18 protein-coding genes are annotated in these 25,856 nt (G+C 71.5%); 7 read left to right on the forward strand and 11 right to left on the reverse strand.

Features of this window, described 5'->3' with window-relative positions:
- The 3 genes from AB0P41_RS21045 to AB0P41_RS21055 form a co-directional block, all read right to left on the reverse strand.
- A complete protein-coding gene (locus AB0P41_RS21045; protein ID WP_356714143.1) occupies positions 1-2,274 on the reverse strand; it encodes an NHLP family bacteriocin export ABC transporter peptidase/permease/ATPase subunit in 2,274 nt (757 codons plus the stop codon).
- Positions 2,271-3,077, reverse strand: a complete 807-nt coding sequence (locus tag AB0P41_RS21050) for an HlyD family efflux transporter periplasmic adaptor subunit (RefSeq protein WP_356714144.1) — start codon at positions 3,075-3,077, stop codon at positions 2,271-2,273. The genes AB0P41_RS21045 and AB0P41_RS21050 overlap by 4 nt, the downstream gene beginning before the upstream one ends.
- Positions 3,078-3,160: 83 nt before the next feature.
- Positions 3,161-3,388, reverse strand: a complete 228-nt coding sequence (locus AB0P41_RS21055) for a type A2 lantipeptide (protein ID WP_356714145.1) — start codon at positions 3,386-3,388, stop codon at positions 3,161-3,163.
- A gap of 755 nt (positions 3,389-4,143) precedes the next feature.
- On the opposite strand from AB0P41_RS21055, the gene AB0P41_RS21060 reads away from it, so the two are divergent.
- Together AB0P41_RS21060 and AB0P41_RS21065 are read left to right on the forward strand one after the other, a co-directional pair.
- On the forward strand, positions 4,144-6,852 hold the full coding sequence (locus AB0P41_RS21060) for a cellulose binding domain-containing protein (protein WP_365933436.1): 2,709 nt from the start codon (positions 4,144-4,146) through the stop codon (positions 6,850-6,852).
- 119 nt (positions 6,853-6,971) lie between these two features.
- Complete coding sequence (locus tag AB0P41_RS21065) at positions 6,972-8,594, forward strand: FAD-dependent monooxygenase (protein ID WP_365933438.1); 1,623 nt, start codon at positions 6,972-6,974, stop codon at positions 8,592-8,594.
- Between the two features lie 73 nt (positions 8,595-8,667).
- On the opposite strand, the gene AB0P41_RS21070 is transcribed toward AB0P41_RS21065, so the two are convergent.
- The 7 genes from AB0P41_RS21070 to AB0P41_RS21100 all read right to left on the reverse strand — a co-directional run bounded on the left by AB0P41_RS21070 (position 8,668) and on the right by AB0P41_RS21100 (position 17,292).
- Positions 8,668-10,788, reverse strand: a complete 2,121-nt coding sequence (locus AB0P41_RS21070; RefSeq protein ID WP_365933439.1) for a discoidin domain-containing protein — start codon at positions 10,786-10,788, stop codon at positions 8,668-8,670.
- Between the two features lie 244 nt (positions 10,789-11,032).
- Positions 11,033-12,544 (reverse strand): sulfatase-like hydrolase/transferase, encoded by a 1,512-nt coding sequence (locus tag AB0P41_RS21075; protein WP_365933441.1) that lies wholly within the window; start codon positions 12,542-12,544, stop codon positions 11,033-11,035.
- Positions 12,541-13,521: an aliphatic sulfonate ABC transporter substrate-binding protein gene (locus AB0P41_RS21080; RefSeq protein WP_365933443.1), complete on the reverse strand. Its 981-nt coding sequence runs from the start codon at positions 13,519-13,521 to the stop codon at positions 12,541-12,543. The genes AB0P41_RS21075 and AB0P41_RS21080 overlap by 4 nt, the downstream gene beginning before the upstream one ends.
- Before the next feature lie 47 nt (positions 13,522-13,568).
- A complete protein-coding gene (locus AB0P41_RS21085; RefSeq protein ID WP_365933444.1) occupies positions 13,569-14,348 on the reverse strand; it encodes an ABC transporter ATP-binding protein in 780 nt (259 codons plus the stop codon).
- Entirely contained in the window at positions 14,345-15,175 is an 831-nt protein-coding gene (locus AB0P41_RS21090) for an ABC transporter permease (protein WP_365933445.1), read from the reverse strand. The genes AB0P41_RS21085 and AB0P41_RS21090 overlap by 4 nt, the downstream gene beginning before the upstream one ends.
- Positions 15,172-16,386: an ROK family protein gene (locus AB0P41_RS21095; RefSeq protein WP_365933447.1), complete on the reverse strand. Its 1,215-nt coding sequence runs from the start codon at positions 16,384-16,386 to the stop codon at positions 15,172-15,174. Before AB0P41_RS21095 ends, AB0P41_RS21090 begins: the two co-directional genes overlap by 4 nt.
- 66 nt (positions 16,387-16,452) lie before the next feature.
- Entirely contained in the window at positions 16,453-17,292 is an 840-nt protein-coding gene (locus AB0P41_RS21100; protein ID WP_365933509.1) for a formylglycine-generating enzyme family protein, read from the reverse strand.
- Positions 17,293-17,691: 399 nt separating this feature from the next.
- Between AB0P41_RS21100 and AB0P41_RS21105 the strand changes: the two genes are divergently transcribed.
- From AB0P41_RS21105 to AB0P41_RS21125, 5 genes are all read left to right on the forward strand, one after another.
- Positions 17,692-18,270: a hypothetical protein gene (locus tag AB0P41_RS21105; RefSeq protein ID WP_365933449.1), complete on the forward strand. Its 579-nt coding sequence runs from the start codon at positions 17,692-17,694 to the stop codon at positions 18,268-18,270.
- Between the two features lie 118 nt (positions 18,271-18,388).
- Entirely contained in the window at positions 18,389-19,078 is a 690-nt protein-coding gene (locus AB0P41_RS21110; RefSeq protein WP_356716680.1) for a class F sortase, read from the forward strand.
- A gap of 97 nt (positions 19,079-19,175) precedes the next feature.
- Positions 19,176-20,213 (forward strand): NADP-dependent oxidoreductase, encoded by a 1,038-nt coding sequence (locus tag AB0P41_RS21115; protein ID WP_365933451.1) that lies wholly within the window; start codon positions 19,176-19,178, stop codon positions 20,211-20,213.
- 34 nt (positions 20,214-20,247) lie between these two features.
- The gene (locus tag AB0P41_RS21120) at positions 20,248-20,634 is read left to right on the forward strand and encodes a MerR family transcriptional regulator (protein WP_356716683.1); all 387 of its coding nucleotides are present in this window, start codon (positions 20,248-20,250) and stop codon (positions 20,632-20,634) included.
- Between the two features lie 52 nt (positions 20,635-20,686).
- On the forward strand, positions 20,687-25,201 hold the full coding sequence (locus AB0P41_RS21125; protein ID WP_365933453.1) for a HEAT repeat domain-containing protein: 4,515 nt from the start codon (positions 20,687-20,689) through the stop codon (positions 25,199-25,201).
- Positions 25,202-25,205: 4 nt separating this feature from the next.
- On the opposite strand, the gene AB0P41_RS21130 is transcribed toward AB0P41_RS21125, so the two are convergent.
- Positions 25,206-25,838 carry a DNA polymerase ligase N-terminal domain-containing protein gene (locus AB0P41_RS21130; RefSeq protein ID WP_356716687.1) on the reverse strand — a complete coding sequence of 211 codons (633 nt, stop codon included), beginning with the start codon at positions 25,836-25,838 and terminating at the stop codon, positions 25,206-25,208.
- Positions 25,839-25,856: the final 18 nt, after the last annotated feature.

Genomic DNA, 25,856 nt, shown 5'->3' on the forward strand with positions numbered 1-25,856 from the left:
TCAGTGCTCCCTGACCAGATCGGCGTACGGGCCACCGGCGGCCACCAGGTTCTCGTGCCGGCCGCGCTCCACGACGGTCCCGTGGTCCAGGACCACGATCTCGTCGCTGTCGCGGACGGTGCTGAGCCGGTGCGCGATGACGACGCAGGCACAGCCGCGCCGCCGAAGGTTGTCGATGATGACCCGCTCCGTCTCGGCGTCCAGCGCGCTGGTGACCTCGTCCAGGACCAGGATGCTGGGGCGGCGCACGAGTGCCCGGGCGATCTCCAGGCGCTGACGCTGCCCGCCGGAGAAGTTCCGGCCGTCCTGCTCCACCCGGCTGTGGATGCCACGGGGGCGGCGGGCCACGACGTCGTACAGGGCGGCGTCCCGGAGGGCTTCGGACACCGCCTCGTCCGGGACCGAGGGATCCCACAGCGCCACGTTGTCCCTGACCGTCCCCTCGAAGAGGAAGACGTCCTGGTCGACGAAGGACACGGACGCGGCCAGTGCGCCCCGGGGTATGTCCTCCAGACGCTGCCCGTCGATGCGGATCGTGCCCTCCCAGGGGCTGTACAGACCTGAGATGAGCCGCGAGACCGTCGACTTGCCGCTGCCCGAACCGCCGACGAGCGCCACCTGCTGCCCGGGGCCCACGGAGAGCGAGAAGCCGGTGAGCAGCGGCTTGTCGAGCGGGCTGTAGCCGAAGGTGATGTCCTCCAGCGTCACGTGGCCCTTCAGGCGGCGGGTGCTCGCGGCCGGCTCACGGCGGGAGTACAGCGGATCGACGGGGAAGTTCTCGACGTCCTTGAGCCGCGCCACGTCTGCCGCGAAGTCCTGGACCCTGCCCGCCACCCCGTTGAGCCGGGTGACCGGCGCGGTGAAGCGGGTCACCAGAGCCTGGAAGGCGACCAGCAGACCGATCGAGATGTGCCCCTCGACGGCCCGCAGTCCGCCGATCCACAGGATCAGCGCGCTGTTGAGCGTCGCGAGCGCGGGGGCGACGATGCCCAGCCAGGCGCTCGGCACCCCGAGGCGCTGCTGCTCCTCCAGCGTCGTCGCGTGCTGCCCGGCCCACCGGCGGAAGTACCCGCTCTCACCCCCCGTGGCCTTCATCGTCTCGATCAGCTGGAGGCCCGTGTACGAGGTGTTCGTGAGACGCGCGCTGTCGGCCCGCAGCTTCTGGGTCCCGACGGCCCGCATCCGTACGACGATGCGCATGGCGACCACGTTGAGCAGAGCGATCCCCACCCCGATCACGGTGAGCTGGGGGTCGTAGGTCCAGAGCAGGAACGCGTAGAGGAGGACGACGATGCCGTCCACGCCCGCCGCGGTGAGGTCGCGGGCGAGGGTCTCGGCCACCGCGTCGTTCGACTGGAGACGCTGGACGAGGTCGGCCGGGCTGCGCTGTGAGAAGAAGGTGACGGGCAGCCGGAGCAGATGCCGGAAGAAGCGCGCGCTGCCGAGCGTGGACGCGATGACGCGCCCACGCAGCAGATTCGCCTGTTGCAGCCAGGTGAGTACGACGGTGAGGGCGACCATGGTGCCCATCGCGGCGAACAGCACGCCCAGCAACGAGGTCTGCTCACCAATCATGAACATGTCGATATAGGTACGGCTCAGGGCCGGGAGCGTCGCCCCGACCGCCACCAGCAGCAGGCTGGCGAGCAGGGCGACCAGCATCGTGCCCGTGGTGCCGCGCAGCCTGGCCGGCAGTGCGGCCATGACACCGGGCTTCCGTCCGCCGCGCTCGAAGTCATCGCCGGGTTCGAGGACCAGGACGACCCCGGTGAAGCTGGTGTCGAAATCCTCGGCGGGGACGAACCGGCGCCCCTTGTCGGGGTCGTTGATGTACACGCCCCGCCGTCCGAGACGGCGCCCCACGCCGTCGTACACGACGTAGTGGTTGAACTCCCAGAACAGGATGGCGGGCGCCCGGACCTCCGCGAGGGCCGCGGGCTCCATCTGCATGCCCTTGGCCTGGAGACCGTAACTCCGGGCAGCCTTGAGCACGTTGCTGGCGCGCGAGCCGTCACGCGAGACGCCGCAGGCGATCCGCAGCTCCTCCAGCGGCACATGGCGGCCGTAGTGGGCGAGCACCATCGCGAGCGAGGCCGCACCGCACTCCAGTGCCTCCATCTGAAGCACGGTGGGGGTGTGCACCGTCTTCGTCCGCCCGGGCTTCGGCGCCGTACGTGGCCGCCGCCTGCCGCCCGGGGGCCCCTCCGGGCGGTGCCTGCCCCGGCCGGGCGGTGGCAGCTGCTGGGCGGTGGGGGACGGATGCGGTGCGGTCACGGGAGCAGCCAATCGATCGGGCGCTGGTCGGCGAGACGGACGGAGCCGGTGGCCAGGGTCATGGAGCCGATCGCGTACGGGGGGCCGTCGGCCGAGGACCACCGGTAGCCGGACTTCGTGGTGTCCGAGGGCTCGATCCTCACCAGGACCGCCAACGGCCTGCCGTGCCGGGAGAACTGCTCGCCGAGCTGGGCGTCGCCGAGGAAGCGGGTGATCTGCTGCTGTGTCTGCGGGGCCCTGCCGACCGCGGCCACCTTTCCGCGCAGCACCCCGTACTGCTGGGCGGGCACGGACTGGACGGTGAGGTCGACGGAGGCGCCCACCGGGACCGAGGCGGCGCTGCTGCCGGACACGTAGAGCAGGACGACCAGCGGGTCGTCCTCGCCGTCGATCCGTTCGACGCTCGCCACGTCCGCGCCGGTGGTGACCACGGCGCCGATGGTGGCGGTCACCGAGGTGAGCCGGCCCGCGTCGATCGTGCGGACGACGCGTTCACCCTGCGGCGTACGGACCTTGAGCAGGGGGGAGTTCCGGGGCAGGGTCTCGCCCTCCTCGGCGAGCACCTCGGTGATCTGGCCGGCGACGGGGCTCTGCAGGATGTAACTGCCGCGGGAGTGCGTGAGGATGCCGGGGGCGTCGAGGGTGCTGGCGACCGAGCCCGTCACTGCCCAGAAGCAGGCGGCCGCCATCACGGCGACGGTGACGCAGAGGACGAGCAGGCCCTGTGGGCGGGCGAAGCGCACCGGAAGATCGAGCTGTTCGGGTGACTGCAGCTTGGAAAGGGCCTGTTGGCGGAACTGCACGGAACTCTTCCCTCACCTGTCAGCGGTCGGCACCGAGCCCCGGAACCGACGGGTTCCGGGGCTCGGCGGGGTACTGCCGTGTCTCAGAGACCGGCGGTGAGGCCGGTGGCCAGGCCGGTGACCGCGCCCGTGTTCACGCCGGTGGCGGACTCGACGAGACCGGTGACCGAGCCGACGACGCCGGCGACCGGGACGATGCCCTCAACGGTGCCCGTGACGTTGCCGAGCAGGCCGCCGACGAGGCCGCCCGAGACGTTGTCGAGGTCGCTGTCGGAGATCTCGGCGGTCTCGACCTGGGGGGTGTAGTTCATGATGAGCGCTGCCCTTCGTATGGAAATTGCCTATATACGGAAACCCGTGGTGCGGCCTCCGTATGGGCCAGGATCAAAGCACGCCCGCGCCTCGTACAGCCAATCGAACTGCGGCGGATCTGTGGTTATCGGCCCGCTGGAACCGACTTACGTGCAGAAGTGTTCATTCCTTGGCGGCGAATCCTTCACGAGCTTCACCGGATGAATTCCGTGACGCCACGGCTCCATGCTCCCCAAGTGGGACACTCCCGCCTGAATCACCCCCTGGACCCCCCTGGACCTGGCATTCCGTGCCAGGTCGCGTGATCGGTGTGCGCACGCCGTGTGCAGGTTTCTTCGCTCCGGGGGCCCTTTCGATTCCGAGTGCCGGTGACAAGTGTGGCCGCGCGGAGTTCGGGAGGTATCGGTATTCACGCCATTGTGAAAGGTGAACACGGCTCTCTTTTTTCTGTGCCCGGCGCATGAATGACCGGCGCGTTTATGGAGTGTTTTCTGCTTTCGAGTGTTCACGGTGTCACGCGACCTCCGGATGTGTGGAGAAGGTGTGCCGCCTTTCCTGGACGCCGAGGTTGAGGTGCGGTTGCTTCTGCGGCCGGTCAGGCGGGGTGGGTCAGATTCATCCGATGAAACGTCCGCACCACCCTTCTCCAGGGCGACGCGTGGCGCTACCATCGGGAAGCTATGGGAGCGCTCCCATCTCTGTGTCAGTCCCGTACCGCCGCTGAGCGGCGGTCCAGCTCGGAGAGGACGTTTCCGTGCGCTTGAGCGCCAGACCAATCGCCGCCCTACTGGCGGCACTTGCCCTCACCGCCGGGTTATCGGTCACCGGAACCCCGGCCGTGGCACGCTCGGACGAAGGGCCCGCCGCAGCCGAAGCATCCGATGTGTCCGTCGCCGCGGACACGTACACATGGAAGAACGCGCGTATCGACGGCGGCGGATTCGTGCCGGGCATCGTCTTCAACCGGTCCGAGAAGAACCTCGCCTACGCGCGCACCGACATCGGTGGCGCCTACCGCTGGGACCAGACGGGCAAGCAGTGGACACCGCTGCTGGACTGGGTGGACTGGGACCGGTGGGGCTGGTCCGGGGTGGTGAGCCTCGCCTCCGACGCGGCCGAGCCCGACAACGTGTACGCAGCCGTGGGCACGTACACCAACGACTGGGATCCCACGAACGGCGCGGTCCTGCGCTCCTCGGACCGCGGCGCCTCCTGGAAGGCGGCCACGCTGCCCTTCAAGCTCGGAGGCAACATGCCGGGCCGCGGAATGGGGGAGCGGCTCGCGGTCGACCCGAACAAGAACTCCGTGCTGTACCTCGGCGCCCCCAGCGGCAACGGGCTCTGGCGGTCCACCGACTCGGGCGTCACCTGGTCCGAGGTGACCGCCTTCCCGAACCCCGGCAACTACGCGCAGGACCCGACGGACACCAGCGGCTACGGCAACGACAACCAGGGCATCGTGTGGGTGACCTTCGACGAACGCTCCGGCAGCGCGGGCAGCGCCACCCAGGACATCTACGTGGGGGTCGCCGACAAGGAGAACACCGTCTACCGCTCCACGGACGGTGGTGCCACCTGGTCCAGGATCGCCGGCCAGCCGACCGGATACCTCGCGCACAAGGGCGTCCTCGACTCCACGACCGGCTACCTCTATCTGACGCTGAGTGACACGGGTGGACCGTACGACGGCGGCAAGGGGCGGATCTGGCGGTACGACACGGAGTCCGGCGCCTGGACGGACGTCAGCCCCGTCGCCGAGGCCGACACCTACTACGGCTTCAGCGGCATCTCCGTCGACCGGCAGAAGCCCGGCACCCTGATGGCGACCGCCTACAGCTCGTGGTGGCCGGACACCCAGATCTTCCGTTCCACGGACAGCGGCGCGACGTGGACACAGGCATGGGACTACACCAGCTACCCCAACCGTTCGAACCGGTACACGCTGGACGTCTCCTCGGTGCCCTGGCTCAGCTGGGGCGCGAACCCCTCACCGCCGGAGACCGCGCCCAAACTGGGCTGGATGACCGAGTCCCTGGAGATCGACCCCTTCGACTCGGACCGGATGATGTACGGCACGGGTGCCACTGTCTACGGCACCGAGGACCTCACGTCCTGGGACTCCGGGAGCCGGTTCACGATCACGCCGATGGTGAAGGGGCTGGAGGAGACGGCCGTCAACGACCTGGCCAGCCCGCCCTCCGGCGCGCCGCTGCTGAGCGCGCTCGGTGACATCGGGGGTTTCCGGCACACCGATCTCGACGCGGTGCCCGCCATGATGTTCACCTCGCCGAACCTGGACTCGACCACCAGCCTGGACTTCGCGGAGAAGTCCCCCGGCACGGTCGTCCGGGTCGGCAACGCCGACGCCGCTCCGCACATCGGCTTCTCCACCGACAACGGTGCCAACTGGTTCCAGGGTTCCGAGCCCTCCGGTGTCACGGGCGGAGGCACGGTCGCCGCCGCGGCGGACGGCAGCGGATTCGTCTGGAGCCCGGACGGCGCGGCCGTCCATCACACCACCGGTTACGGCACCTCCTGGACGGCCTCGACGGGCATCCCGGCGGGGGCGACGGTCGAGTCGGACCGCGAGAACCCGGAGAAGTTCTACGGATTCAAGTCCGGCACCTTCTACGTGTCGACCGACGGCGGTGCCACGTTCACCGCGAAGGCGACCGGCCTCCCGGCCGAGGGCAACATCCGCTTCAAGGCGCTCCCCGGCGCGGAGGGCGACATCTGGCTCGCGGGCGGCGCCGCCACGGGTGCGTACGGGCTCTGGCGTTCCACCGACTCCGGTACGAGCTTCACCAAGTTCTCCGGTGTGGAGCAGGCCGACAGCGTCGGCTTCGGCAAGGCGGCAGCCGGGGCCTCGTACCAGACCGTCTTCGTCAGCGCGAAGATCGGCGGGGTGCGCGGCATCTTCCGTTCCACGGACGCGGGCGCCAACTGGACGCGGATCAACGACGACGCGCACCAGTGGGCCTGGACCGGCGCGGCCATCACCGGGGACCCACGGGTCTACGGCAGGGTGTACGTCTCCACGAACGGCCGGGGCATCCAGGTGGGCGAGTCCTCCGACACCGGCGGCGGAAGCACGGACCCGGACCCGGACCCTGACCCTGACCCGACCGATCCGCCGACGGATGCCGACTGCGCGGTGACGTACACGGTCACCAACCAGTGGTCCGGCGGCTTCCAGGCCGAGGTGACGGTCACCAACACCGGCAGCACGGCCTACGACGGCTGGCGGCTGGGCTGGTCCTTCCCGGGCGGCCAGAAGGTCACCCAGATGTGGAACGCCTCCCACCAGCAGGACGGGGCGAAGGTGACCGTGACGAACGTCGGCTGGAACGGCAAGGTCGCGCCCGGCTCCTCGGCCGGCTTCGGGTTCACCGGCACGACACCGGGCGGCAGCGCCGAGCCCGACGCGTTCACGCTGGGCGGTGAGGCCTGCACCGTCGGCTGAGCCCCGGGGCCGGTGCGGCGGGCTGAGCTGTGCCCGCACCGGCCCCGCGGTCCGCCAAATGGACATACCGGCCAGGGCGTGCTGCATTGGAGTGAACGCACCTCGCCCTGGGAGGCACCGTGGCCGATATCGATGTGCTGGTCGCGGGGGCGGGCCCCGTAGGCCTGACAGCCGCGTCCGAGCTGTGCCGCCGCGAGGTGTCGTGCCGCATCGTCGACCGGCTCCCTGCACGGCTTCCCTATGCCCGGGCCGTGGGCGTCCAGCCCCGGACGCTGGAGATCTGGGACCGGATGGGGATGGTCCGTGAGGCCCTGGAGGCAGCCGTCCCGCTGAGGGGCCAACTGCTCCACGTCAACGGTGAGGAAGGACCGCGCATCGATCTGGAACTGCCGCCGGAGGTGCCCTACGGCTTCGCCGCCCTCCCGCAGTACGAGACCGAGCGGCTCCTGGAGGAACTCCTCCGCCGCAGGGGCGGCGACGTCGAACGCGGCACCGGACTCGTCTCCTTCGAGCAGGACTCCGACGAGGTGCGGGTCGTCCTCTCCCCGCCGGCGGGAGGCACCGAGGAACTGACCGCCCGCTACCTCCTGGGCTGCGACGGCGCCCACAGCGTAGTGCGCAAGGGGCTGGGCCTGTCCTTCGAGGGCGCCGCCCTTCCCGAGGAGTACATGCTGGGGGACGTCGAGGTCGACTGGGACCTGCCGGCCGGATACAGCCTCCGCGCGTCGCACGTCGTCGACGGACATGCGGACGACCTCCTCGTGTGCATCCCGCTGCCCGGCGACCACCGCTACCGGATGTCGATGGCCGCCCCGCCCGAACTGTCCCGCGCGGGGCGACAGACCGCGGACGGTGTCACACACGGCCTGAGCGGTGAACAGGGTCCGGTGCCCGGGATCGAACACATCCAGGCAGTGCTCGACCGGCTCTCGCCCCGTCCCACCACCGCCTCCTCGCTGCGCTGGTCATCGGTGTTCCGCATCAGCCACCGCATCGTCGACCGGTACGGCCGGGGGCGGGTCTTCGTGGCCGGGGACGCCGCGCACATCCACCCGCCGACGGGCGCCCAGGGGATGAACACCGGGATCCAGGACGCGTACAACCTGGCCTGGAAGGTCGCCGCCGCGGTGCGGGGGCACGCGGGCGCCGGACTGCTGGACAGCTATGACGCCGAACGCCGGCCGGTCGGTGAGGAAGTGGTGGCGCGCACCCTGCGCCATGCGCGGAGCGGCATCCAGGCCGGCCCGGACGGCCCCGCGACGACGATGCTCCGTGAGGCACAGCTCCTCGTCGGCTACCGGGGCAGTGCGATCGTGGCACCGGACGGCACCGCACACGACGGCCCGGCACCGGGCGACCGGGCGCCGGACTGCGGCGGCCTCCTGTACGCGCTGGGAACCTTCCCCGTCCGGCTGTTCAGCCTGCTGCGGGAGCGTGAGCACACCCTCCTCCTCTACGCCGACCATGAGGACCAGCTTGCCTCGTTCGGCCAGGTGGCGGCCGCGGCGGTCCACGCGGCCCACGGCATGCTGAACGCCTGCGCGGTGCTCGCCCCGGAGGTGAGCGCGCCCGCGCCTGGCCTGCCCGCCGTCCACGACAGCCTCGACGAGTTCCGGCGTACGTACGGCGCGCGGGGCGGCGAGGCGGTCCTCGTGCGGCCCGACGGCTACCTCGGACTGCGCGCGGTCCCGGCGGACGGGCCGGAACTGCCGGCGTATCTGGCCGGGCTCCTCGGCGCGTGACGCGGGGCCCGGCAGGGAGTGACTGCCGGGCCCCGCGCGTGTGATGAGCCGACTCCGCTCACCTCATCCCTTCTCAGGGAAAGGACACCACCTGGGAGGGGATCGTCGACGTACCGGAGGTGGGGGCTCCGGTGTCGTTGATGACGTGGTCGTACTGTCCCTGGCCGCCGAGGGAGACGACGAGCAGGTCGTGGAATTTGACTCCGGGTTTCACCGGGGCCTGGAAGCCGTGCTGCTGGCGGATGGTCGGGTCGACGTTGAAGTAGCAGTAGCTGCCCATGCCCCAGCCCTCGTGGGTGGTGACGGAGTCGTCGACCTTGTAGGCGGCGTAGCCCTTGATGTCGCCGTTCTGGATGGCTGCCTGGCTGGGGGCGTCGTACGCCTTCTCGTTCTGGAAGAAGATCGTCCTGCCGTTCTCGCCGGACCACTGGACGTCGTACTTGTTGAAGTGCTCGACGAACAGCCCGGTGGCCAGCACGTCGTCACCGTTCACCCGGAGTCCGTAGTCGGACCGGTTGGTCTCCCAGCCGACCCCGTCGCCGTGGTCCGCGCGCCAGAGCCAGGTGTGGTCGATGATCGTGTCGTCGCTGTTGACCACCATCGCGGTGGTGGCCTTGCCGGCGCCCGCGCCGCCGACCCGGACGAACACGTCCTGGAGGCTGGTGGGGTTGGCCGAGTGATCGGCCGACGCGCCTTCGGGGCCCACCTGTACGAGCACCGAGGAGTTCTGTGTCCCGGCGTCCACGAGGAGTCCGGCGAGCTTGACGCCGTCGACGTCGCCGACCTTGATGGCGGTCACTCCGTTGTCCGGGATGATCGTGGCGAGGCCCAGGCCGAGGGCGACGGTGTTCGCCCGGTCGATCTCGATGGGCTGGTCGACGTGGTAGACGCCCGGGGTGAACAGCAGGTGCAGCCCCTGGCGTACGGCCGCGTTGATGGTCTGCGCGGTCGCGCCGGGCTTCACCACGTAGAACTGGCTGAGCGGGATGGACTCACCCTGCGGGGTGCCGTTCCACGAGACCCCGCGTGCGTTGGTGCGCTTGGCGGGGACGAAGACTTTGTAGTCGTTGCCGTCGAGGTAGAGGAAGGGCTTCTCGCGGGATACGGGGGTGGTGTCCAGGGTGGTGTAGGGCGGCTCGGGGAAGCTCTGGGCGGGGGCGCCCTCGACGCCGGAGAACGTCATGTTCCAGACGCCGTTGCCCCAGCTGCCGATGGTGCTGTCGCGGGTGTACCACTGCTGCTGCGAGTAGGGCCCGACCTGGCCGTCGATCTTGCTGTCGGCGATGTAGCCGCCGCTCGCCCAGCCGTAGCCGTTCGGTGCGAGGTTGAGGCCGCCCTTGACGTGCATGCGGCGGAAGGGGGCGGCCTGGGAGACGGCCCACCGGTTGGTGCCGTTCACGGGGTTGAGGGCGAGGTTCTCGGCCGAGCGCCAGAAGTTCTGGGTGGCGTTGCCGTTGAACCAGCCCGCGTCCACGGTGACATCGCCGTTGAAGGTCGTGTCGTCGGGCTTGAGTCCGAGTCCGGCGATCGAGGTGTAGAAGCCGATCTGGGCGTTGATGTCGTCGTACGTGCCCGGCTTGAACATCAGCGCGTAGCGGCCCGTGCCGAACTGCGCGGATTCCTGCTTCTTGAAGATCGCGTCGACCTTGCCCTGGATGTCCGGGGTCGAGGGGTCGAAGACCAGCACGTTGGGGCCGAGGTCGCCACCACCGGGGATCTGCGGGTCGCCTCCGCCGGTCGTGCCGAACACCTGGAACTCCCAGAGGGAGTGGCCGTATCCGGTGGCGCGTGCGGTGCCGGTCAGCCGGACGTAGCGAGCGGTGCCGGAGACGTCCAGGGTCTCCGTGCCGCCGGGGCCGGTGGTGGTGGAGTAGGCGGTGCTCCAGCTGCTGTTGTCCGGGGAGAACTCGATCCGGTAGCCGGTGGAGTAGGCCGCCTCCCAGCGGAGCACGATCTGGCTGACCGAGGCGGTGGCGCCGAGGTCGACCTTGATCCACTGGGGGTCGGAGAACGCACTCGACCAGCGTGTTCCGTTGTTGCCGTCCACCGCGGCGGAGGCGGGGGTGCCGTCGTTCTCCTGGCTGGACGAGGTGACCGTCTTCCCCTGGGAGAGCAGCGACGGTGCGGCGCTCGCGGGGGACTGGGGGACGAAGGCCAGGAGCGAGACGACGAGGCCGGCGACGACGGCAAGCACGCCGCTGCGTCTTCCGGACGGTGGGGAAACGGGTCTGTGGAGGTTCCAGGGTGCGTACACGGGGTCTCCTGAGTCGTGGGGCGGGTACACGACGCGCACAGCCGGAGAGCGCTCTCTCCGACTGTGCGAGATACTCCACCCTGGTTACGGACGCGTCAAGAGATGTGCAACAGCGGGTATCTCAGGGTCTGTTGCCGACAAGAACTGATGGCTGGAAGCGGGTGCGGACGGCCCTTCCTGTGTCTCATGAGGTCTCCGCCGCTGCCCCGCCCGGATCCGCCGTCGGACTCCAGGTCATGTCGTCGGTCTCGAAGGCGCTCAGACTCGGGTCGTGGTCGGAGGCGCCGATGTCGTACATGGACGTCATCCAGTGGTAGAAGTTGTCGCCCCTGTCCCGCAGCAGCTCGTACAGCCGCCGCATCAACCGGGCCCGGACCGGCCTGAACTCGTGGTGCGTGTAGCGGTTGCTGAGCTCGTGGGGGTCCGCGTCCAGGTCGTACAGCTCGTTGACCGACTCCGGATTGACGACCAGCTTGTATCGGCCGTCGCGGATCATCCGCTGCGGGTACGGGAAGTGGTGGCCGTGGAACTCCGCGACCAGCTCACCCGGCCAGTCGGGGGCCCCGCCGTTGACCAGCGGGACCAGGCTGCGGCTGTCCACGGCCGGTGACGGGTCGCAGCCCGCGAGTTCGAGCAGCGTGGCAGTGCAGTCGGTGAGACTGACCAGCTCGTCCCTGACCTGAGGGGCGGCGCCGGGGATCCGGATGATGCCGGGGATGCGGTAGATGTCCTCGTACATCGCCGGGCCCTTGTCGTGGAGCCGGTGGGCGCCGGTGAACTCGCCGTGGTCCGCGGTGAAGAAGACGGAGGTGTCCTCGCCGAGCCCCAGCTCGTCGAGGCGGGTGAGGATGCGTCCGATCTGCTCGTCGATGAGGGTCACGTAGCCCCAGTAGACGGCGATCAGCTTGCGGGTCGTCTCGATGGGGATGGTGTCGAAGGCCCAGTGCGCGCTGTAGTTGCGCTGGACCGGTGGCTTGCCCTCGAAGGTCTCGGCGATGGACGGCGGCAGCTCGACGAGATCCGGATCGTAGAGGTCGAAGTAGGCGTCCGGGAGCAGGTAGGGCAGATGCGGGCCGAAGAAGTGCGTAGCGAGGAAGAACGGTTCCTCGCCGGCCGCGTACCGCTCAAGGTGTTCGATGGCACGGGTGGCGAGGTAGTGCTCGAACGTCGCCTCCACCGGCTGGTGCAGCCGCGCGGCCAGCAGGTTCCCCGGGTTTCCGCCCGGGGCCGTGCCCCGGACCGGTTCGGAGATGCGGTACGGCGGCAGCCCCCGCTCCTCCAGGTACGCCAGGTAGTCGGGATGGTCGACGGGGTTGTGCCACCCCGGCAGGTCCGGGCCCTCGAAACCGTACGAGGCGGCGTTGCGATGGGTTCCGCCGTGCCACTTGCCGATGAGCCCCAGCCGGTAGTCGCGCTCCGCGAGGGCCGCCGGAAAGGTGAAGGCGTCCTCGCGCAGGTCCTCCAGATAGCCCACGTTGCGCTCGTAGTTGGCGAGCAGCCGGTGCCGGAAGGGCGCCTGCCCGGTGAGCAGGCTCGCGCGGGCAGGGGTGCAGATCGCGGTCGGAGTGTAGAAGCGGTCGAAGCGAGTGCCGGTGGCCGCCAGACGGTCCAGGTGGGGGGTGGCGACATGCGGGTTGCCGTAACAGCCGAGGGTGTCGACCCGGTGCTGATCGGTCATCAGGAACAGCAGGTTCACTTCTTGTACGCCTTCGTGTAGAGGTCGCCCTCGTAGTACGTGCCCGCCGCCGTGGCCTTCTCGAGTTGGCCGGTGTCCACGAAGAACTCGCCGAGCCCGTCCAGCCAGCCGTCCACGGTGCCGTCCTCGGTCCTGGCGACCAGATCGGCCGTCGACAGCGTCTCCACGTTGGCCGCGTCCGCCGCCACCTTGGCGCGGTCGGTCTTCAGCAGCGAGGCGGCGGCGTCGATGGCCTCGTCGGGATGTGCGGCGCGCCAGTCGTTGGCCTTCTGGAGGACCTTGACGACCTTCGTGTTCAGCTTCTCGTCGCTCTTGGCCGGCGCCACGAAGGCCGTGGGGAACGCCCGGTCCTCGAAGTCCGCCGTACTGGCGACCTCGTTGAGCTTCGGCGTCTTCGTCTTGATGGTGTCGATCAGGGGGTACCAGAGGCCGGCCCCGTCGATCTGCCCGGATACGAACGCCGAGACGACCGTGGAGGGGTCCATCGGAACCTTCTCGATGTCCTTCTCCGACATGCCGGCCTTCTGCAGGGCGAGATCGAGCGCCATCGCACCGGAGGTGCCCTCGGGCACACCGACCTTCTTGCCTTTGAGGCCCTCGATGGAGGTGATGCCGGGCTGGGCTATGACCCGGTCGGCGCGGGCGAGCGTGTTGACCGCGACGACCTTGGCCTTGCCCGACGCGGGCAGCCACATGGCGCCGGGGCCGATGTAACCGAAGTCGAGGTTGCCCGATCCCAGGGCCTGGATCTGGAGGGGACCGTTGGTGAACGTCTTGTAATCGGGGTTCAGCCCCTCCTCCTTCCACAGCCCCCGCTCGTCCGCGATGGCCAGCAGATTCGCGCCGTTGTAGTCGCTGATGTAGCCGAAGCGGACGGTGGCTCCGTCGGACGACGAGTCACCGGAGCATCCGGTGACGGAGAGTGCCAGGGCGGACACGGCGGCGGCCGCTGTCAGGGCGCGTTGAGGTAGACGCATGACGCAGGGATTCCTTACGGGGCTCGGAGGGGAGAGGACGGGAGGTATCAGGCGGCCGGGGCGGCCGGGGACTGGTGGTAGACGGAGGTCCACACGGCATTGCGGATCCGGGCGAACCCGGGGGAGAGCCGGATGGCTTCGGTACGCGGATACGGCAGGTCCACATCGATGACCGACTGGATCCGGCCCGGCCGCGCTGCCATCACCACGACGCGGCGCGCGAGGTACACGGCCTCGTCCACGTCGTGGGTGACGAACATGACCGTGCGCCTGTCCCGGCTCCAGGTGTCCAGCAGCTGGTCCTGAAGCTGGACCCGGGTCAGCGCGTCCAGCGCCCCGAAGGGCTCGTCCATCAGCAGCACCTGCGGATCGACCGCGTAGGCACGGGCGATCGCGCAGCGCTGTTTCATCCCGCCCGACAGCGTCCTGGGCAGCGCGTCGGCGAAGTCGGCGAGACCGACCAGCCCGATGGCGCGCTCCGCCCGGGGCTTCCGCTCGGCGGCGGGCACGGACGCCAGCTTCAGCCCGAACTCGACGTTGCCGCGCACCGTCAGCCAGGGGAAGAGCGCGTACTGCTGGAAGATCACCCCACGGTCCGGTCCGGGGCCGTCGACGGGCCGCCCGTCGACGAGGACCTCGCCCGAGGTCGGGACGGCGAGGCCGGCGGCCAGATTGAGCAGGGTGCTCTTGCCGCACCCGGACGGGCCGACGACGGTGACGAACTCCTCGTCACCGATGTCCAGCGACACCTCGTCCAGGGCGGTGAAGGTGGTCTTCTTCAGCGGAAAGGTCCGGGAGACGTTCCGGAAGGAGATCTTGGCGTTCAACGGGTCTCCTGCCAACGGGTGAGGCGACGTTCGGCGAGCATCAGCAGCCGGTCCATCAGGAGGCCGAGCAGGCCGATGGTGATCAGACCGACGAAGATGGTGGGGAGGTCGTAGTAGAGCTGGGCGTTCTGCATCCGGTGGCCGAGGCCCTCCTGGGCGGCGATCAGCTCCGCCGCGACGAGGGTTCCCCAGGCGGATCCGAGGCCGATCCGCATCCCGACGAGGATGAACGGAGCAGAGGCGGGGACGACCACCTTCAGGAAGATCGACCCGTCCCGGGCGCCCAGCACCCGGGCCGCGTCGATGAGCGTCCTGTCGACCCCCACGACGCCCTGGAAGGCCGCGACGACGCTCGACAGGAACGCCGCCAGGAAGATGACGAACACCTTGGGCACCTCGCCGATGCCCAGCAGCACGATGGCCAGCGGGATCATGGCGAGCGGCGGCACGGTGCGGAAGAACTGTACGTACGGTTCCAGCAATCCGCGTGCCACCGGATACCAGCCCATCAGGAAGCCCACGGGCACGGCCAGCAGGGTGCCCAGCGCGAAGCCGCTCAGGACACGGCGCAGGCTGGCCAGCGAGTCCTCCGCCAGCGTGCCGTCAGCGATCAGCTCGCCCGCCCTGCCGGCCACGGCGGCGGGCCCCGGGAGTGCCTGCACCCCGAGCGACGCCAGCCAGGCCCACAGGCCGATGCCCGCCGCCAGGGCGATCAGGTTCAGGACGACCGCGGGGACGGGGGGCCGCTTTCGCCGGCGCACGCGGGTGGGCACGGCGTCCTCCAGTACGGGTCCGGCCTGCTTCAGGGGTGTCTCCGTGGAACTCATGTGGCGTCCTCGGGAAGGTCGTCGCCGCCCGGGCCGGGGTAGCGGGCGAGCAGAGGGGATTCATGGAGGGCGAGGGCGACACCGCCGAGCGCGCCGCCCGCCTCGCCGAGCCCGGCGGGGAGCAGCGTGACGCGCCCGCGGGCCAGCGGCATGACATGCGCGTCGAGCGCCTCCTGCACGGGTGCGAGCAGCGCCTCGCCGGCCCGGGCCAGCTCACCGCCCAGCACGATCACACCCGGACCGACCGCGTTGACGACCCCCGCGAGCACCGCACCGGTCCGGGCCCCCGCCGTCCGCAGCACCTCGTGTGCGGCCCGGTCGCCGTTCTCGACCGCTCGCAGCAGGGTCGGGACGTCGTCCGCACGTCCGCCCAGGGCACGGAAGGAGGCGAGTACGGGGCCGATCGAGGCGATCGTCTCCAGGCAGCCCGTGCCCCCGCACTCGCACGGCCGGCCTCCGGGATCGGCGGTGATGTGCCCGAGCTCGCCCGCCAGTCCGTCCACGCCCCGGTGCAGCGAACCGTTCACCACGAGGCCGCCGCCCACTCCGTGCGACAGCCGCAGATACAGCACGTCCTGGCTCGCCGCCGCAGCCCCCCAGGTGGACTCCGCGAGGGCCGCGAGCCGGGTGTTGTTGTCCAGCAGGACCGGCGCCCCGAACCGCTTGCCCAGCAGCCCGGCCAGATTTGCCAGCGGTTCCTCGGGTGCGCCCGAGGCCGTCGGCACCGGGCCCACGACACCGACCCCGACCGCACCGGTCGTGCCGAGGGCGGCCAGCCGCAGCGTGCCGCCCGCCAGCGAGGAGACCAGCCGCTCGGCCAGCTCCACCCGTCGCTCCCAGGAGAGCCCGGGAGGATGGGCCCGGCTCGCCGACCCGATCACCTCGTGAGCCACGTTGGCGGCGGCCACATGAACGGCTCGGCGGGCGAAATCGATGCCGACGGCCTGGCCGGCCGCGGGGTTGAGCGTGAGGTGCTCGACCGGACGGCCGCGCCGGCGCGGACCCGGTTCCGCGGCGGCCGCCACGACGGCACCACTCGCGACCAGGGTCCCGACTATGTCGTACAGCGTGGTGCGGGACAGCCCGGCCTGGCGTCCGAGCTCCGCCCGGCTCTGTGGTCCGTGACGACGCAGCAGACCGAGTACGCGTTCCTCGTGCCCGCGCCTCAGCCGCGAGAGAGGTCCACCTTGTGAGTGCATGGCGCCCAGCATGATGACCGCGCCATTTTTTGGTCAATGACCCGGAAAAATATTCATGTTGCCGCAACGACGGCGGGATCAGGCCGCGCGCACACAGCGGAAGCCGAGGTTCCCCGTCGTGCTGTCCGGCGTGTTGCGGGTGCGCGCCGCCACTCGGTAGCGGTTGCAGTACGAGCGGTGGCACAGATAGGAGCCGCCCCGGATCACCTTGGCGTCGCCCGTGCCGGGGCCGCGCGGATCGCTCCGGCGGGCCGCCCTGCGGTCGGTGCTCCACCAGTCCCCGCACCACTCCCAGACGTTTCCCGCCATGTTGTACAGGCCGTATCCGTTCGGCTGGTAGGCGTCGACCGGTGCAGTGCCCGCGTAGCCGTCCTCAGAGGTGTTCTTCGTGGGGAAGTGCCCCTGCCAGACGTTGCAGCGGTGCTCCCCGTCCGGGGTCAGCTCGTCGCCCCAGGGGAAGCGTGCCTGCACCAGGCCGCCCCGTGCCGCGTACTCCCACTCGGCCTCCGTCGGCAGCCGGGCGTCCGCCCAACGGCAGTACGCGCGCGCGTCGTTCCAGGAGACATGGACGACGGGATGGTCCGCGCGGTCCTCGATCCCGCTGCCGGGCCCTTCCGGCATGTCCCACCGCACGCCCTCCACCCCGCACCACCACGGGGCGCCCTCCGGACGGCCGGCGCCGCGCCGGAGCGCGGCCGGCAGGAACCCGGCGAAGACGTACGACCAGCCGAAACGCTCGGCCTCGGTGACGTGACCGGTGGCCGAGACGAACTCCGCGAACCGCTCGTTGCTGACCGCGTGCGCGTCGATGCGGAAGGCGGACACCCGCACCTCGCGGACCGGGCCCTCACCGTCCGCCCGGAACCCGTCGGGGTCCTCGGCGCCCATGAGGAAGGGTCCGCCCGGGAGCAGCACCATCCCGTCGGCGACCTCCTTCGACGCCGTTGCCACGAGGGTGGGCCGGTCCCGTCCGGGGCGGACGGGGCGGGCGGTCCCGGACAGGCCGTCAGTCGTTCCACGGCCGGGTGAGCAGCAGCCGGCAGGTGGTATGTCGTTCATGCCGTGATCCTACGAGCACCGCTGAGCCCCCTACACCGGTGATCGTCGCCGCCCAAACCTCCTCCCGGCGTGGCGTGCCGTCCAACGGGTGACATCTGGCTCCCTGTCACACGATGAGCCCACCGCTTCCCTCGAATGCGGCCTTCCCGAGTGGTGGGCCCGTGAATTTCAGCTGACGGTGGATCACGTCGCACCCGTGAATCCGATGAGCCGACAACCAGCCGGCCAGCGCGGGGGTGGCGAAAGGACTGTGTATCCATGCGCTCTGCCCGCACCCTGTTCGCATCGGCCGCCGTCACGGCGGTCCTCGCGGTCTCCGTTCCCGCCGCATACGCCGTGACCTCGGCGGACGACTGGGACAAGGACAGCGGTTCCTCCGCCAGCAGCAACGACGACCGCGAGAAGCCCGACTCGTGGAAGCACGACAAGCCCGAGGGCGGCGTCCACGCCGGTGGCGGTGCGCTGGCCGGCGTGTCGGCGGACGACTGGGAGAAGGACAAGGACAAGGAGTCCGGTTCCGGCAGCAACGACGACCGTGAGAAGCCGGACTCGTGGAAGCACGAGAAGCCGGAAGGCGGCGTCCACGCCGGTGGCGGTGCGCTGGCCGGTCTGACGGCCGACGACTGGGAGAAGGACAAGGAGTCCGGCTCCGGCTCCGGTGACAGCGAGCAGACCTGGAAGCACGAGAAGCCCGAGGGTGGCGTCCACACCGGCGGTGGAGCGATGGCGCTCTCCGGCAGCGGCCTGGCCGCCGGTTCGGTGCTGATGCTCGGTGGCCTGGGCGCCGCCGCGTACAAGCTGCGCCGTCGCAACGCCTCGGGTGCGGCGGCCGCCTGACCGGCGCTCCGCTGACTGATCGAATCCGTCGTGGCCGCCGCCCCCTCCGGGGCGGTGGCCGCGCCGATTTCCCCCGTACAGCCACCCGTCCCTCCCGTACGCGAAAGGCAGCATGCGCATGGCCGCCCCGCAGCCGTCAGAACCAGCCCCCGCCTCCCCTGCCCTCGGCCGTTCCCTGCTGTGGCCCGTCGCGGCGGTGGGGCTGGGCTTCCTCCTCGTCTACAACTCCTTCGACGCGTCGGCCGGGGTCCCGCCGGCCCCCGCCGTGGTGTCCCTCCCCGCGGCCTCGGCCCCCGCCTCGCCCGCACCGTCCGTGTCCGCGCCCCCCGCCGGCCTCGGAATGCCCCGGTCCGAGCCCGAACGGATCGCGATCAAGTCGATCGCCGTCGACGCCCCCTTCACACCCCTGTCGATCGGCCCCTCCGGACAGCTGGACGCGCCGCCCGCGAACGACGCGAACCTCGCGGGCTGGTTCAAGGACGGCGCCACCCCCGGCGAGCGCGGCACCTCGGTGGTGGCCGGGCACGTCGACACCAAGACCGGTCCTGCCGTGTTCCTGCTGCTCAGCACGCTCAAGGCGGGCAACACGGTGGACATCACCCGGCGGGACGGCTCCGTCGCCACGTTCAAGGTCGACTCGGTCGAGACCTTCAGCAAGGAGGACTTCCCCGACGACCGCGTGTACGCCGACAACGGCACCGCCCAGCTGCGGCTGATCACCTGCGGTGGTGTCTACGACAAGAAGAAGAAGGACTACGAGGACAACGTGGTGGTGTTCGCCCACCTCGCCTCCACCAAGAGCCCCTGAGGCGGTGCGGCCCTTGCCCCTGACGTACGGGTGAGGGCTTAGCGTCTGCCTGCTCCCGGCCGACCGGGCCCGGAGCGCGCAGACGAGGAGTCCGCCCATGACCGCACACCCGTCCCTGCCGCGTACCTCCCGGGAGGTACGGCTCGTGGCCGTCCCCGAGGGGCTGCCGCGCCCCGAGCACCTCCGTGTCGTGGAGCAGCCCCTTCCCCGGCCGGGGGAGGGGGAGGTGCTGGTGCGCAACAAGTACTTCCAGGTCTTCCCGGCCCTGCGCACCCTCATCGGCGGCGGGGTGGAGGGCACGCCCTTCGCCGGTCTGAACCCTGGGGACGCGCTGTTCGGCCCGGCCGTCGGTGAGGTCGTGGCGCGGCCGGGCACCGCCGGGCCGCCCTTGGGGGCGACGGTCTCGCACTTCCTCGGCTGGCGGGAGTACGCGGTGGTGCCCGCCGCCGAGTGCACGCTCCTCGTCGGCGACGGGCTCCCCGACCCGGTGGCTCACCTGTCCCAGGGCCTCCTGGCGTACACGGCGCTCACCCGGATCGCGGAACTCCAGCCGGGAGAAACCGTGTTCGTGTCGGGTGGAGCAGGGGGCATCGGCTCCATGGCGGGCCAGATCGCCCGGCTGCTCGGGGCCGGACGTGTGATCGGGTCCACCGGCTCTCCGGCCAAGGCCGAGAGGATGACGGACGCCCTCGGTTACGACGCGGTCGTGGCGAGGGGCCCGGAGGAGTCCCTGTCGGCCCGGCTGGCCGCGGCGGCTCCCGAGGGCATCGATGTCTTCGTCGACATGGTCGGGGGCGAACAGCTGCGGGCGGCCGTACGGGCCGCACGGTCCGGCGCCCGTTTCGTTCTGATCGGCACACTGGCGGGCCAGCTGTCCGGAGACGGGGGCGGCGCCACGGCTCCGGTCGAGATCGACACCTTCCAGCTGGTCGTCAAGCGGATCACGATGCGTGGGATCACCGGGCCGGCCCACCCCGGGGCCGAGGGCGAATGGATCCGGAAGTTCGGGGCATGGCTGCGCTCGGGAGAGATCACCTTTCCGCATGTGCGGATCCCGGGCATTCACAACGCCCCGTCCGCGTTGCACGAGTTGATGGCCGGACAGCACCTCGGCACAGTGGTGGTCGAGTTGTAGCACCGGGACGGCACGGCGGCAGTGGGGGTGGGGGATGCGGATCGGAGACGCGGCGGCGGCTGCCGGGACCACACCGAGAGCGCTTCGGTTCTACGAGGAGCGGGGACTGCTGCCCCCTCCCGCGCGCAGCGCCACGGGGCAGCGGCAGTACAGCGCACGTGATGTCGCGCGGGTCGGATTCATCCGCGAACTGCTGGCCCTGGGGCTCACCGTGGAGGACCTGGGCCACTGCGCGGACCGTCTCGACCTGCTGATGGACGATCCGCCGCAGCGCTGCGGCGCCTCGGGGGGCGGGGACGCGGAGAGCCCGGGGGTCGCCGCGCGGAGGCTGGCCGTCCTCGACGCGGAGATCGCCCGACTCACCCGGCTGCGTGAGCAACTGGCGTCCCGCGTCGGGGCGGTGGACCCGGCGGTCCGCTGACGGCACCGATATCCAGTGGCTGGGCCGTCCCCCGCGCACCTAACATCCCGGGGTGACCACGAGCCCCGCTGACGTGCGGATACAGCAGCGACACACCGACCGTCCGGGCCGTGACATGGCGGTGGACCTCTGCCCGGTCTCCGAGCTGGGGCGGCTCGCCGGACACGCGGACCGTCGTACGAGGCGTCTGGGGCTCACCCTCCTCGCCGAGCGGGCGGCCGTGCCCCACCTGCCCGCCGGTGAAGCGGCCGGACTGGCGGAGCTGCTGCCGCCGGACGTTCCCGAGGCGCCGGACGAGTCGCTCCTCCTGGCCGGGCTCCACGGGCGTCTCGGGATCCACCTCCCGCGCGGACTGCCCGCCTGGCGCACGGTCCCGATGCCGGAACGGGTACGGATCGCCTGGCTGCGGGCCGAACTCCTCACCGACCCCTCCGCGCTGCGGGAAGAGCCGCCCGGCGAGCTGCTCCACCAGGCCGTGCGCTCCGTCGACGCCTGGGACGCCCACCGGCCGGACCGGCTCGTGGCCGAGGTCCTGGACACCCGTGACCCCGCCGTGCGCGCGGAGGCGGTCCGGCTGATCCGGCAGGGCCTGCACGCCGGCCTGCTGGCCCCGGGCCTCGCCAGGGACCATCTGGCCGGGCTGCTCGGTGCGGACCCGGACGACACGGCCGTCGTGGCTGCCGCCCTGGCGGAACTGGCCGAGCCCTGGGCGGCGTCCGACCCCCTTCCCGCCGCCCTCCTCGCCCCGCATCTCGACCCGGCCCGGCCGTTCGCGGTCGCGGCTCGCGCCCTCACCGCCGCGGCCCGGCACGGGCACGAGGCGCTGCTGTCGCGTACGGCGGCGGATCCCGCCGCACCCGCGGCGGTACGCCGACTGGCCATGGAACTCCTCGGTGACCTGGCGGGACGCGGTGACATCGGCGCGCTCCTGGACATCGCGGCCCAGGACCCACTGCTGCTCGGCGGACCCGCGATCAGCTGTCTGCAAGGGCTCCACAGGCGCGGGCACTTCCCCGACGCGTCGCAGGCGCCGGCCGTCGTCGGCCTGGCGCTGGCCGATCACTCGATCGACCCCGGCACGGTCGCGACGGTCCTCTACACCTGCCGCCGGACGGTCCTCGACCTGCTCGTCGACGCCCCGGCGGACGACCCGGGCGCGCCACGTCGGCTCGACCTGCTCGTCGCCCTGGCCGGGCAGGGGACGGGAGACCTCCCGATCGGGGCCGCCGTCACCCGGCTGCTGCCCTCCGCCCGCCGACCCGCGCCCTTCCTCGGCGCGATCCGCGCACTCCGTCACGAGGACGCCGAGGAGGCCGTCCTCGCGCTGCTGCCCCACGTCCCGGCCGCCGTCCTCGACACGCTCGAAGCCATCGGCGGGGACCGCACCGTCGCGGCACTGACCGAGGCGCTCGGCCCGGATCGCGACGGACGTGGTATCGCGCCCTTCCTCCGCCCCGTACGCCACCGGGCACTCGAACTCCTGTGGCAGCTCAACACCGATCCGGACCTCCGGCGCCGCCTGCTCGCCCGTGTCGGTCCCACCACGCCGCCACCGGCCGTCGCGGCCGACCTCGGAGCCCCCGACGAGCGCGAACTGGCCCTGCTGGCCGCGGGTCCCGAGCCGGCCGATCCGGTGGCGGCGCTGTGCGCGCTCGCGGCCCGCGGGAGCGCGGCCACCCTGCCCGCCCTCACCGGCCTGCTGCTGAGGATTGTGAGCGAACTGGCGGCGTCATGGGAGACGGTGGAGACGGGTCCGCGCCCGGAACCGGCCCGCGCCACGGAGCCCGTGATCCCCCAGGAGGTCGTGGACGCCGTACGCGGTCTGGGCGGCCACCTGCACGAACGCCGCAGGATCAGGCCGTCCTGCCTGCTCGGTGCCCGGGACGCCCGGGAGGCCGGCGACGCGCTCATGGCCGGAATCGTCCTCGACCTGCTGGACCGGCCGGACCTGTCCGCCCGTCAGCAGTCCGTCCTCCTGGAAGTCCTGCGGCGCACGCCCTCCGCGGAGACCCGCCCCCGCGTGCACCGGCTGCTCCGCCACCGCGATCCGCATGTGCGCAAGCACGTGATCGCCGTCCTGGCCGCGGGTGCGGCGGGCGAGGACGCACAGGCACTGTCGGCCACGCTGATCGCCCTGACCCGGGCCGAGGACATCCAGACCGTACGCCAGTCGCTGCTGGCCCTCGGCCACGCGGAGGCCCGCTGGGCCTGCCCGGCGATCACCGCACTCCTGGAACATCCCACGATGAACATCAGGAAGACCGCCGCGTCGGTCCTCGCGAGCGCCGGGACACCGGCCGCCGTGCCCGGACTCCTGCGCGCCCTCGGCCGCAACGACAACCCGGGGCTGCGCGCCGGACTGGCCGCCGCGCTGCGCGCGGTGCTGGGTGACGCCTGCACGGCCACGGTCCTCGCCGCCGCGGCGCGCACCGGGGACACCCGTGAGCGCACGCTGCTGCTGGGGGCCCTCACCGGCGCCCTCACCGCCCGCACGGTCACCGCCCTGGCCGATCAGGGTTCTCCGCTCGTGCCGTATCTGCTCGCCGCGGTGGCCGACGGCCGGATCCGTCTCGGCGCGGGGAGCGCCGCCGACCTCGCGGAGCTGTCGGCCGGGTACGGGATCACACCGCCCGGCCATCCGTCGGTTGCGGACGCCGACTCCTGGGCCGCCCGGCTCGTCGGCCACGGCTGGAGCGCCCCGGTCGCCCTGTGCCTGGCGGACAGCCCCGACGCGCTGCCGCCGCGGCGCCTGAGGGAGCTGCGGCCGATGCTCGCGGAGTGGCTCCGCCTGGCCCGGTCCGTACCGGAAGCCGCCCGCGACCGGGTCCTCGGCCTCGTCCTGCGGCTGTGCCCCGCACCGTGGACGGCCGACGAACTGGAGAAGATGGCGGACTCCGTCCAGGTGCTGACGGACGGTCTCGCGGGCCGGCGGGAGCACCGGCCCGGACTCCTCGCCGTACTCCAGGCCGTGGCGCCACGGCTGCCCTGGTCCGAGCGCATGGAACTCGCCGATGCCGTACGGTCCATGACGCCCCCTCAGCACGTGCCGGCGCTGCGGCTGCTCCGTGCCTGCGACGCCGTGCCGGTCCGAGGCGACCTGGACCGGGCCCTGGCCGCCGCCCGCCTCGACGACGACGTACAGGAGGCCGAGAACGCCGTACTGCGTGAGGCGTTCGGCACCCCGGAGCCGCCGCCCACGCCGAGCAAGGAGGCGGAAGCGTGGCGGTCCGCACTGCGCCCGGCCCTCCGCACCCGCCGCGCCCTGGAGGAGTTCCGGCGCCGCGTCCCTCACCCGCCGGACTCCCGGCAGCGCCTGCACGTCCTCGTCGACGCCTACTCCCATGCCGGCGACAACGGTGTACGCGCACTCCTCGTCGACTGGATGACCGGCCTCCAGCCGCTGGGAACACCTCCGTGGACGCTCTCGGAGCCGGCCGGTCCGGCTTCGGAAGTCGTACGCGACGACCTCGGCCGGCCGCGTTCCGCCGAGCGGCGCGGCCGGCTGACGGGCATGCTGGAAGCGTCCGACCCCGGCCGCAGATCCGGCGCCGCCCGGCAGCTCCTGGACTGGCCGGAGCCGGACACGGCACGTGTGGTCCTCGACGCCTACCTCCGAGGACGTGTCGACCTGCCGCCCGGACAGAGCCTGGCACGCGCCCTGGCCGCCGTCGCTCCCGAGGAGCTGAGCACCGAGGAGATCCTGCCCGCCAGGATGGCCGGCCTCGCCCCGCACCTGGACACCTGGGAGCTCGTGCCCCTGATTCCGCTGCTGCTCGGATGGTGGGAGCACGGCCCGGCCGGTCTCCGGACGGAAGCCGCCCACGCCCTGCGGGCGGCGCCCGCCGAAGTCCTGGCGGAGCACCTCCTGCCCCGGATCGAGGCAGGGGCCTGGGGGCTCCTCGACCTGCTGGCGGGCCGGCCGCTGCTCGGCTCGCCGGACAGGACGAGAGTCCGGGAGCGGCTGTGCGCCGAGGGGCGGGACGACCTCGCCGAGAGGCTTCTGCTGGACGAGGGCCCCGCCCCCGCTACGACGGCTCCCGCCGGAGCTGTCCGCCGGCCCGGGCGCGCCGAACTGCTCCGCCTGGCCCGGACCGGTGGACCGGAGCAGATACGCAGGGCCCTCACCCGTCTCGCCGAGGAGCACACCGGGCGGGCGCCGGACCCGGACCCCGCCCTGGAGGAGGTGATCGGGGAGCTGCTGACCCATCCCCGGCCCAAGGTCAGGCTGCACGCCCACCGGATCTCGCGCACCATGCTCGACCGGCCGGCCCACCTGCTCCACACGGCCGTCCTGCTGGACGACCCGCAGCCGGACGTCAGGCGCATGGCCATCAGGACGCTCTGCCACGCCGCCTGGGAGCCGGCCGTGCCCGCGCTGGTCGCTCTGCTCGGCCACACGCATCCGGCGGTCCGCCAGGAGGCCGCCGACGGGCTGCTGCTGATGGGCGGAGCCGCGGTCCCCGCTCTGCGGCACGCCGCAGGCCAGGCCCGTCCCGACAGGCGCTCGCTCTATACGGACGTCCTGGACCGGCTCACCGGGTCCGGCGACGCGCCGCCCCTCCGGTGAGTGCTCAGTGGGCGCCCTCCCGCTCGGCCACGGCGACCTGGTGCAGCGTGCGGCCGGTGCGGGCCGAACGCGCGTGGTACGGATCGGGAGTGCCCGCCCGGTCGTGGACGGCCTGCCGGTCGTTGGCCTTGATCAGCAGCCAGGCCTCCGGCCCCCGGGTCCCTTCCTCGTCGTCGATACGGAAGCGGGTGAGCGCGAACTCCCCGTGCAGCTTCGCCCCGTCGAGCCGGAACGTGGCGTGCCCCCGCTCCAGGGACTCGGCGAACGGGACCGGGTCGCCCGCGAGGTCGTGACTGGTCGGGGTGTAGGTGCCCTGGTCCCAGACGATCACCGTGCCGCTGCCCTGCTCGTCCTGCGGAATGACCCCCTCGAACTCGCGGTACTCGAGGGGATGGTCATCCGTCGGCACGGCCAGCCGCTTGTCGCTCGGATTGTCCGACGGGCCCCGCGGCACGGCCCAGGACTTCAGGACGCCGCCGACCTCGAGACGGAAATCGAAATGCATGCGCCGGGCGTCGTGGATCTGCACCACGAAACGCCGTGTGCTCTCGCTGTCCACGCCTGATCCTTCCGCCGGGATGCGGTCGGACGATGCGCGCCTGCCCGGTCGCGGCCGTGCGGGCCCCGCACAGTCCATGTCTCCACTCTGCTTCCG

Origin of the sequence: Streptomyces sp. NPDC079167, from assembly GCF_040686735.1 — a bacterium.
In the GTDB taxonomy this organism is placed as follows: Bacteria; Actinomycetota; Actinomycetes; order Streptomycetales; family Streptomycetaceae; genus Streptomyces.

What these genes read in the sequence shown, in the direction of transcription:
- AB0P41_RS21080 (WP_365933443.1), bottom strand. Translation starts at nt 13,521, where the DNA reads ATGCGTCTACCTCAACGCGCCCTGACAGCGGCCGCCGCCGTGTCCGCC.
- AB0P41_RS21100 (WP_365933509.1), bottom strand. Translation starts at nt 17,292, where the DNA reads ATGGTGCTGCTCCCGGGCGGACCCTTCCTCATGGGCGCCGAGGACCCC.
- AB0P41_RS21120 (WP_356716683.1), top strand. Translation starts at nt 20,248, where the DNA reads ATGCGGATCGGAGACGCGGCGGCGGCTGCCGGGACCACACCGAGAGCG.
- AB0P41_RS21090 (WP_365933445.1), bottom strand. Translation starts at nt 15,175, where the DNA reads ATGAGTTCCACGGAGACACCCCTGAAGCAGGCCGGACCCGTACTGGAG.
- AB0P41_RS21115 (WP_365933451.1), top strand. Translation starts at nt 19,176, where the DNA reads ATGACCGCACACCCGTCCCTGCCGCGTACCTCCCGGGAGGTACGGCTC.
- AB0P41_RS21110 (WP_356716680.1), top strand. Translation starts at nt 18,389, where the DNA reads ATGGCCGCCCCGCAGCCGTCAGAACCAGCCCCCGCCTCCCCTGCCCTC.
- AB0P41_RS21105 (WP_365933449.1), top strand. Translation starts at nt 17,692, where the DNA reads ATGCGCTCTGCCCGCACCCTGTTCGCATCGGCCGCCGTCACGGCGGTC.
- AB0P41_RS21095 (WP_365933447.1), bottom strand. Translation starts at nt 16,386, where the DNA reads ATGCTGGGCGCCATGCACTCACAAGGTGGACCTCTCTCGCGGCTGAGG.
- AB0P41_RS21130 (WP_356716687.1), bottom strand. Translation starts at nt 25,838, where the DNA reads ATGGACTGTGCGGGGCCCGCACGGCCGCGACCGGGCAGGCGCGCATCG.
- AB0P41_RS21055 (WP_356714145.1), bottom strand. Translation starts at nt 3,388, where the DNA reads ATGAACTACACCCCCCAGGTCGAGACCGCCGAGATCTCCGACAGCGAC.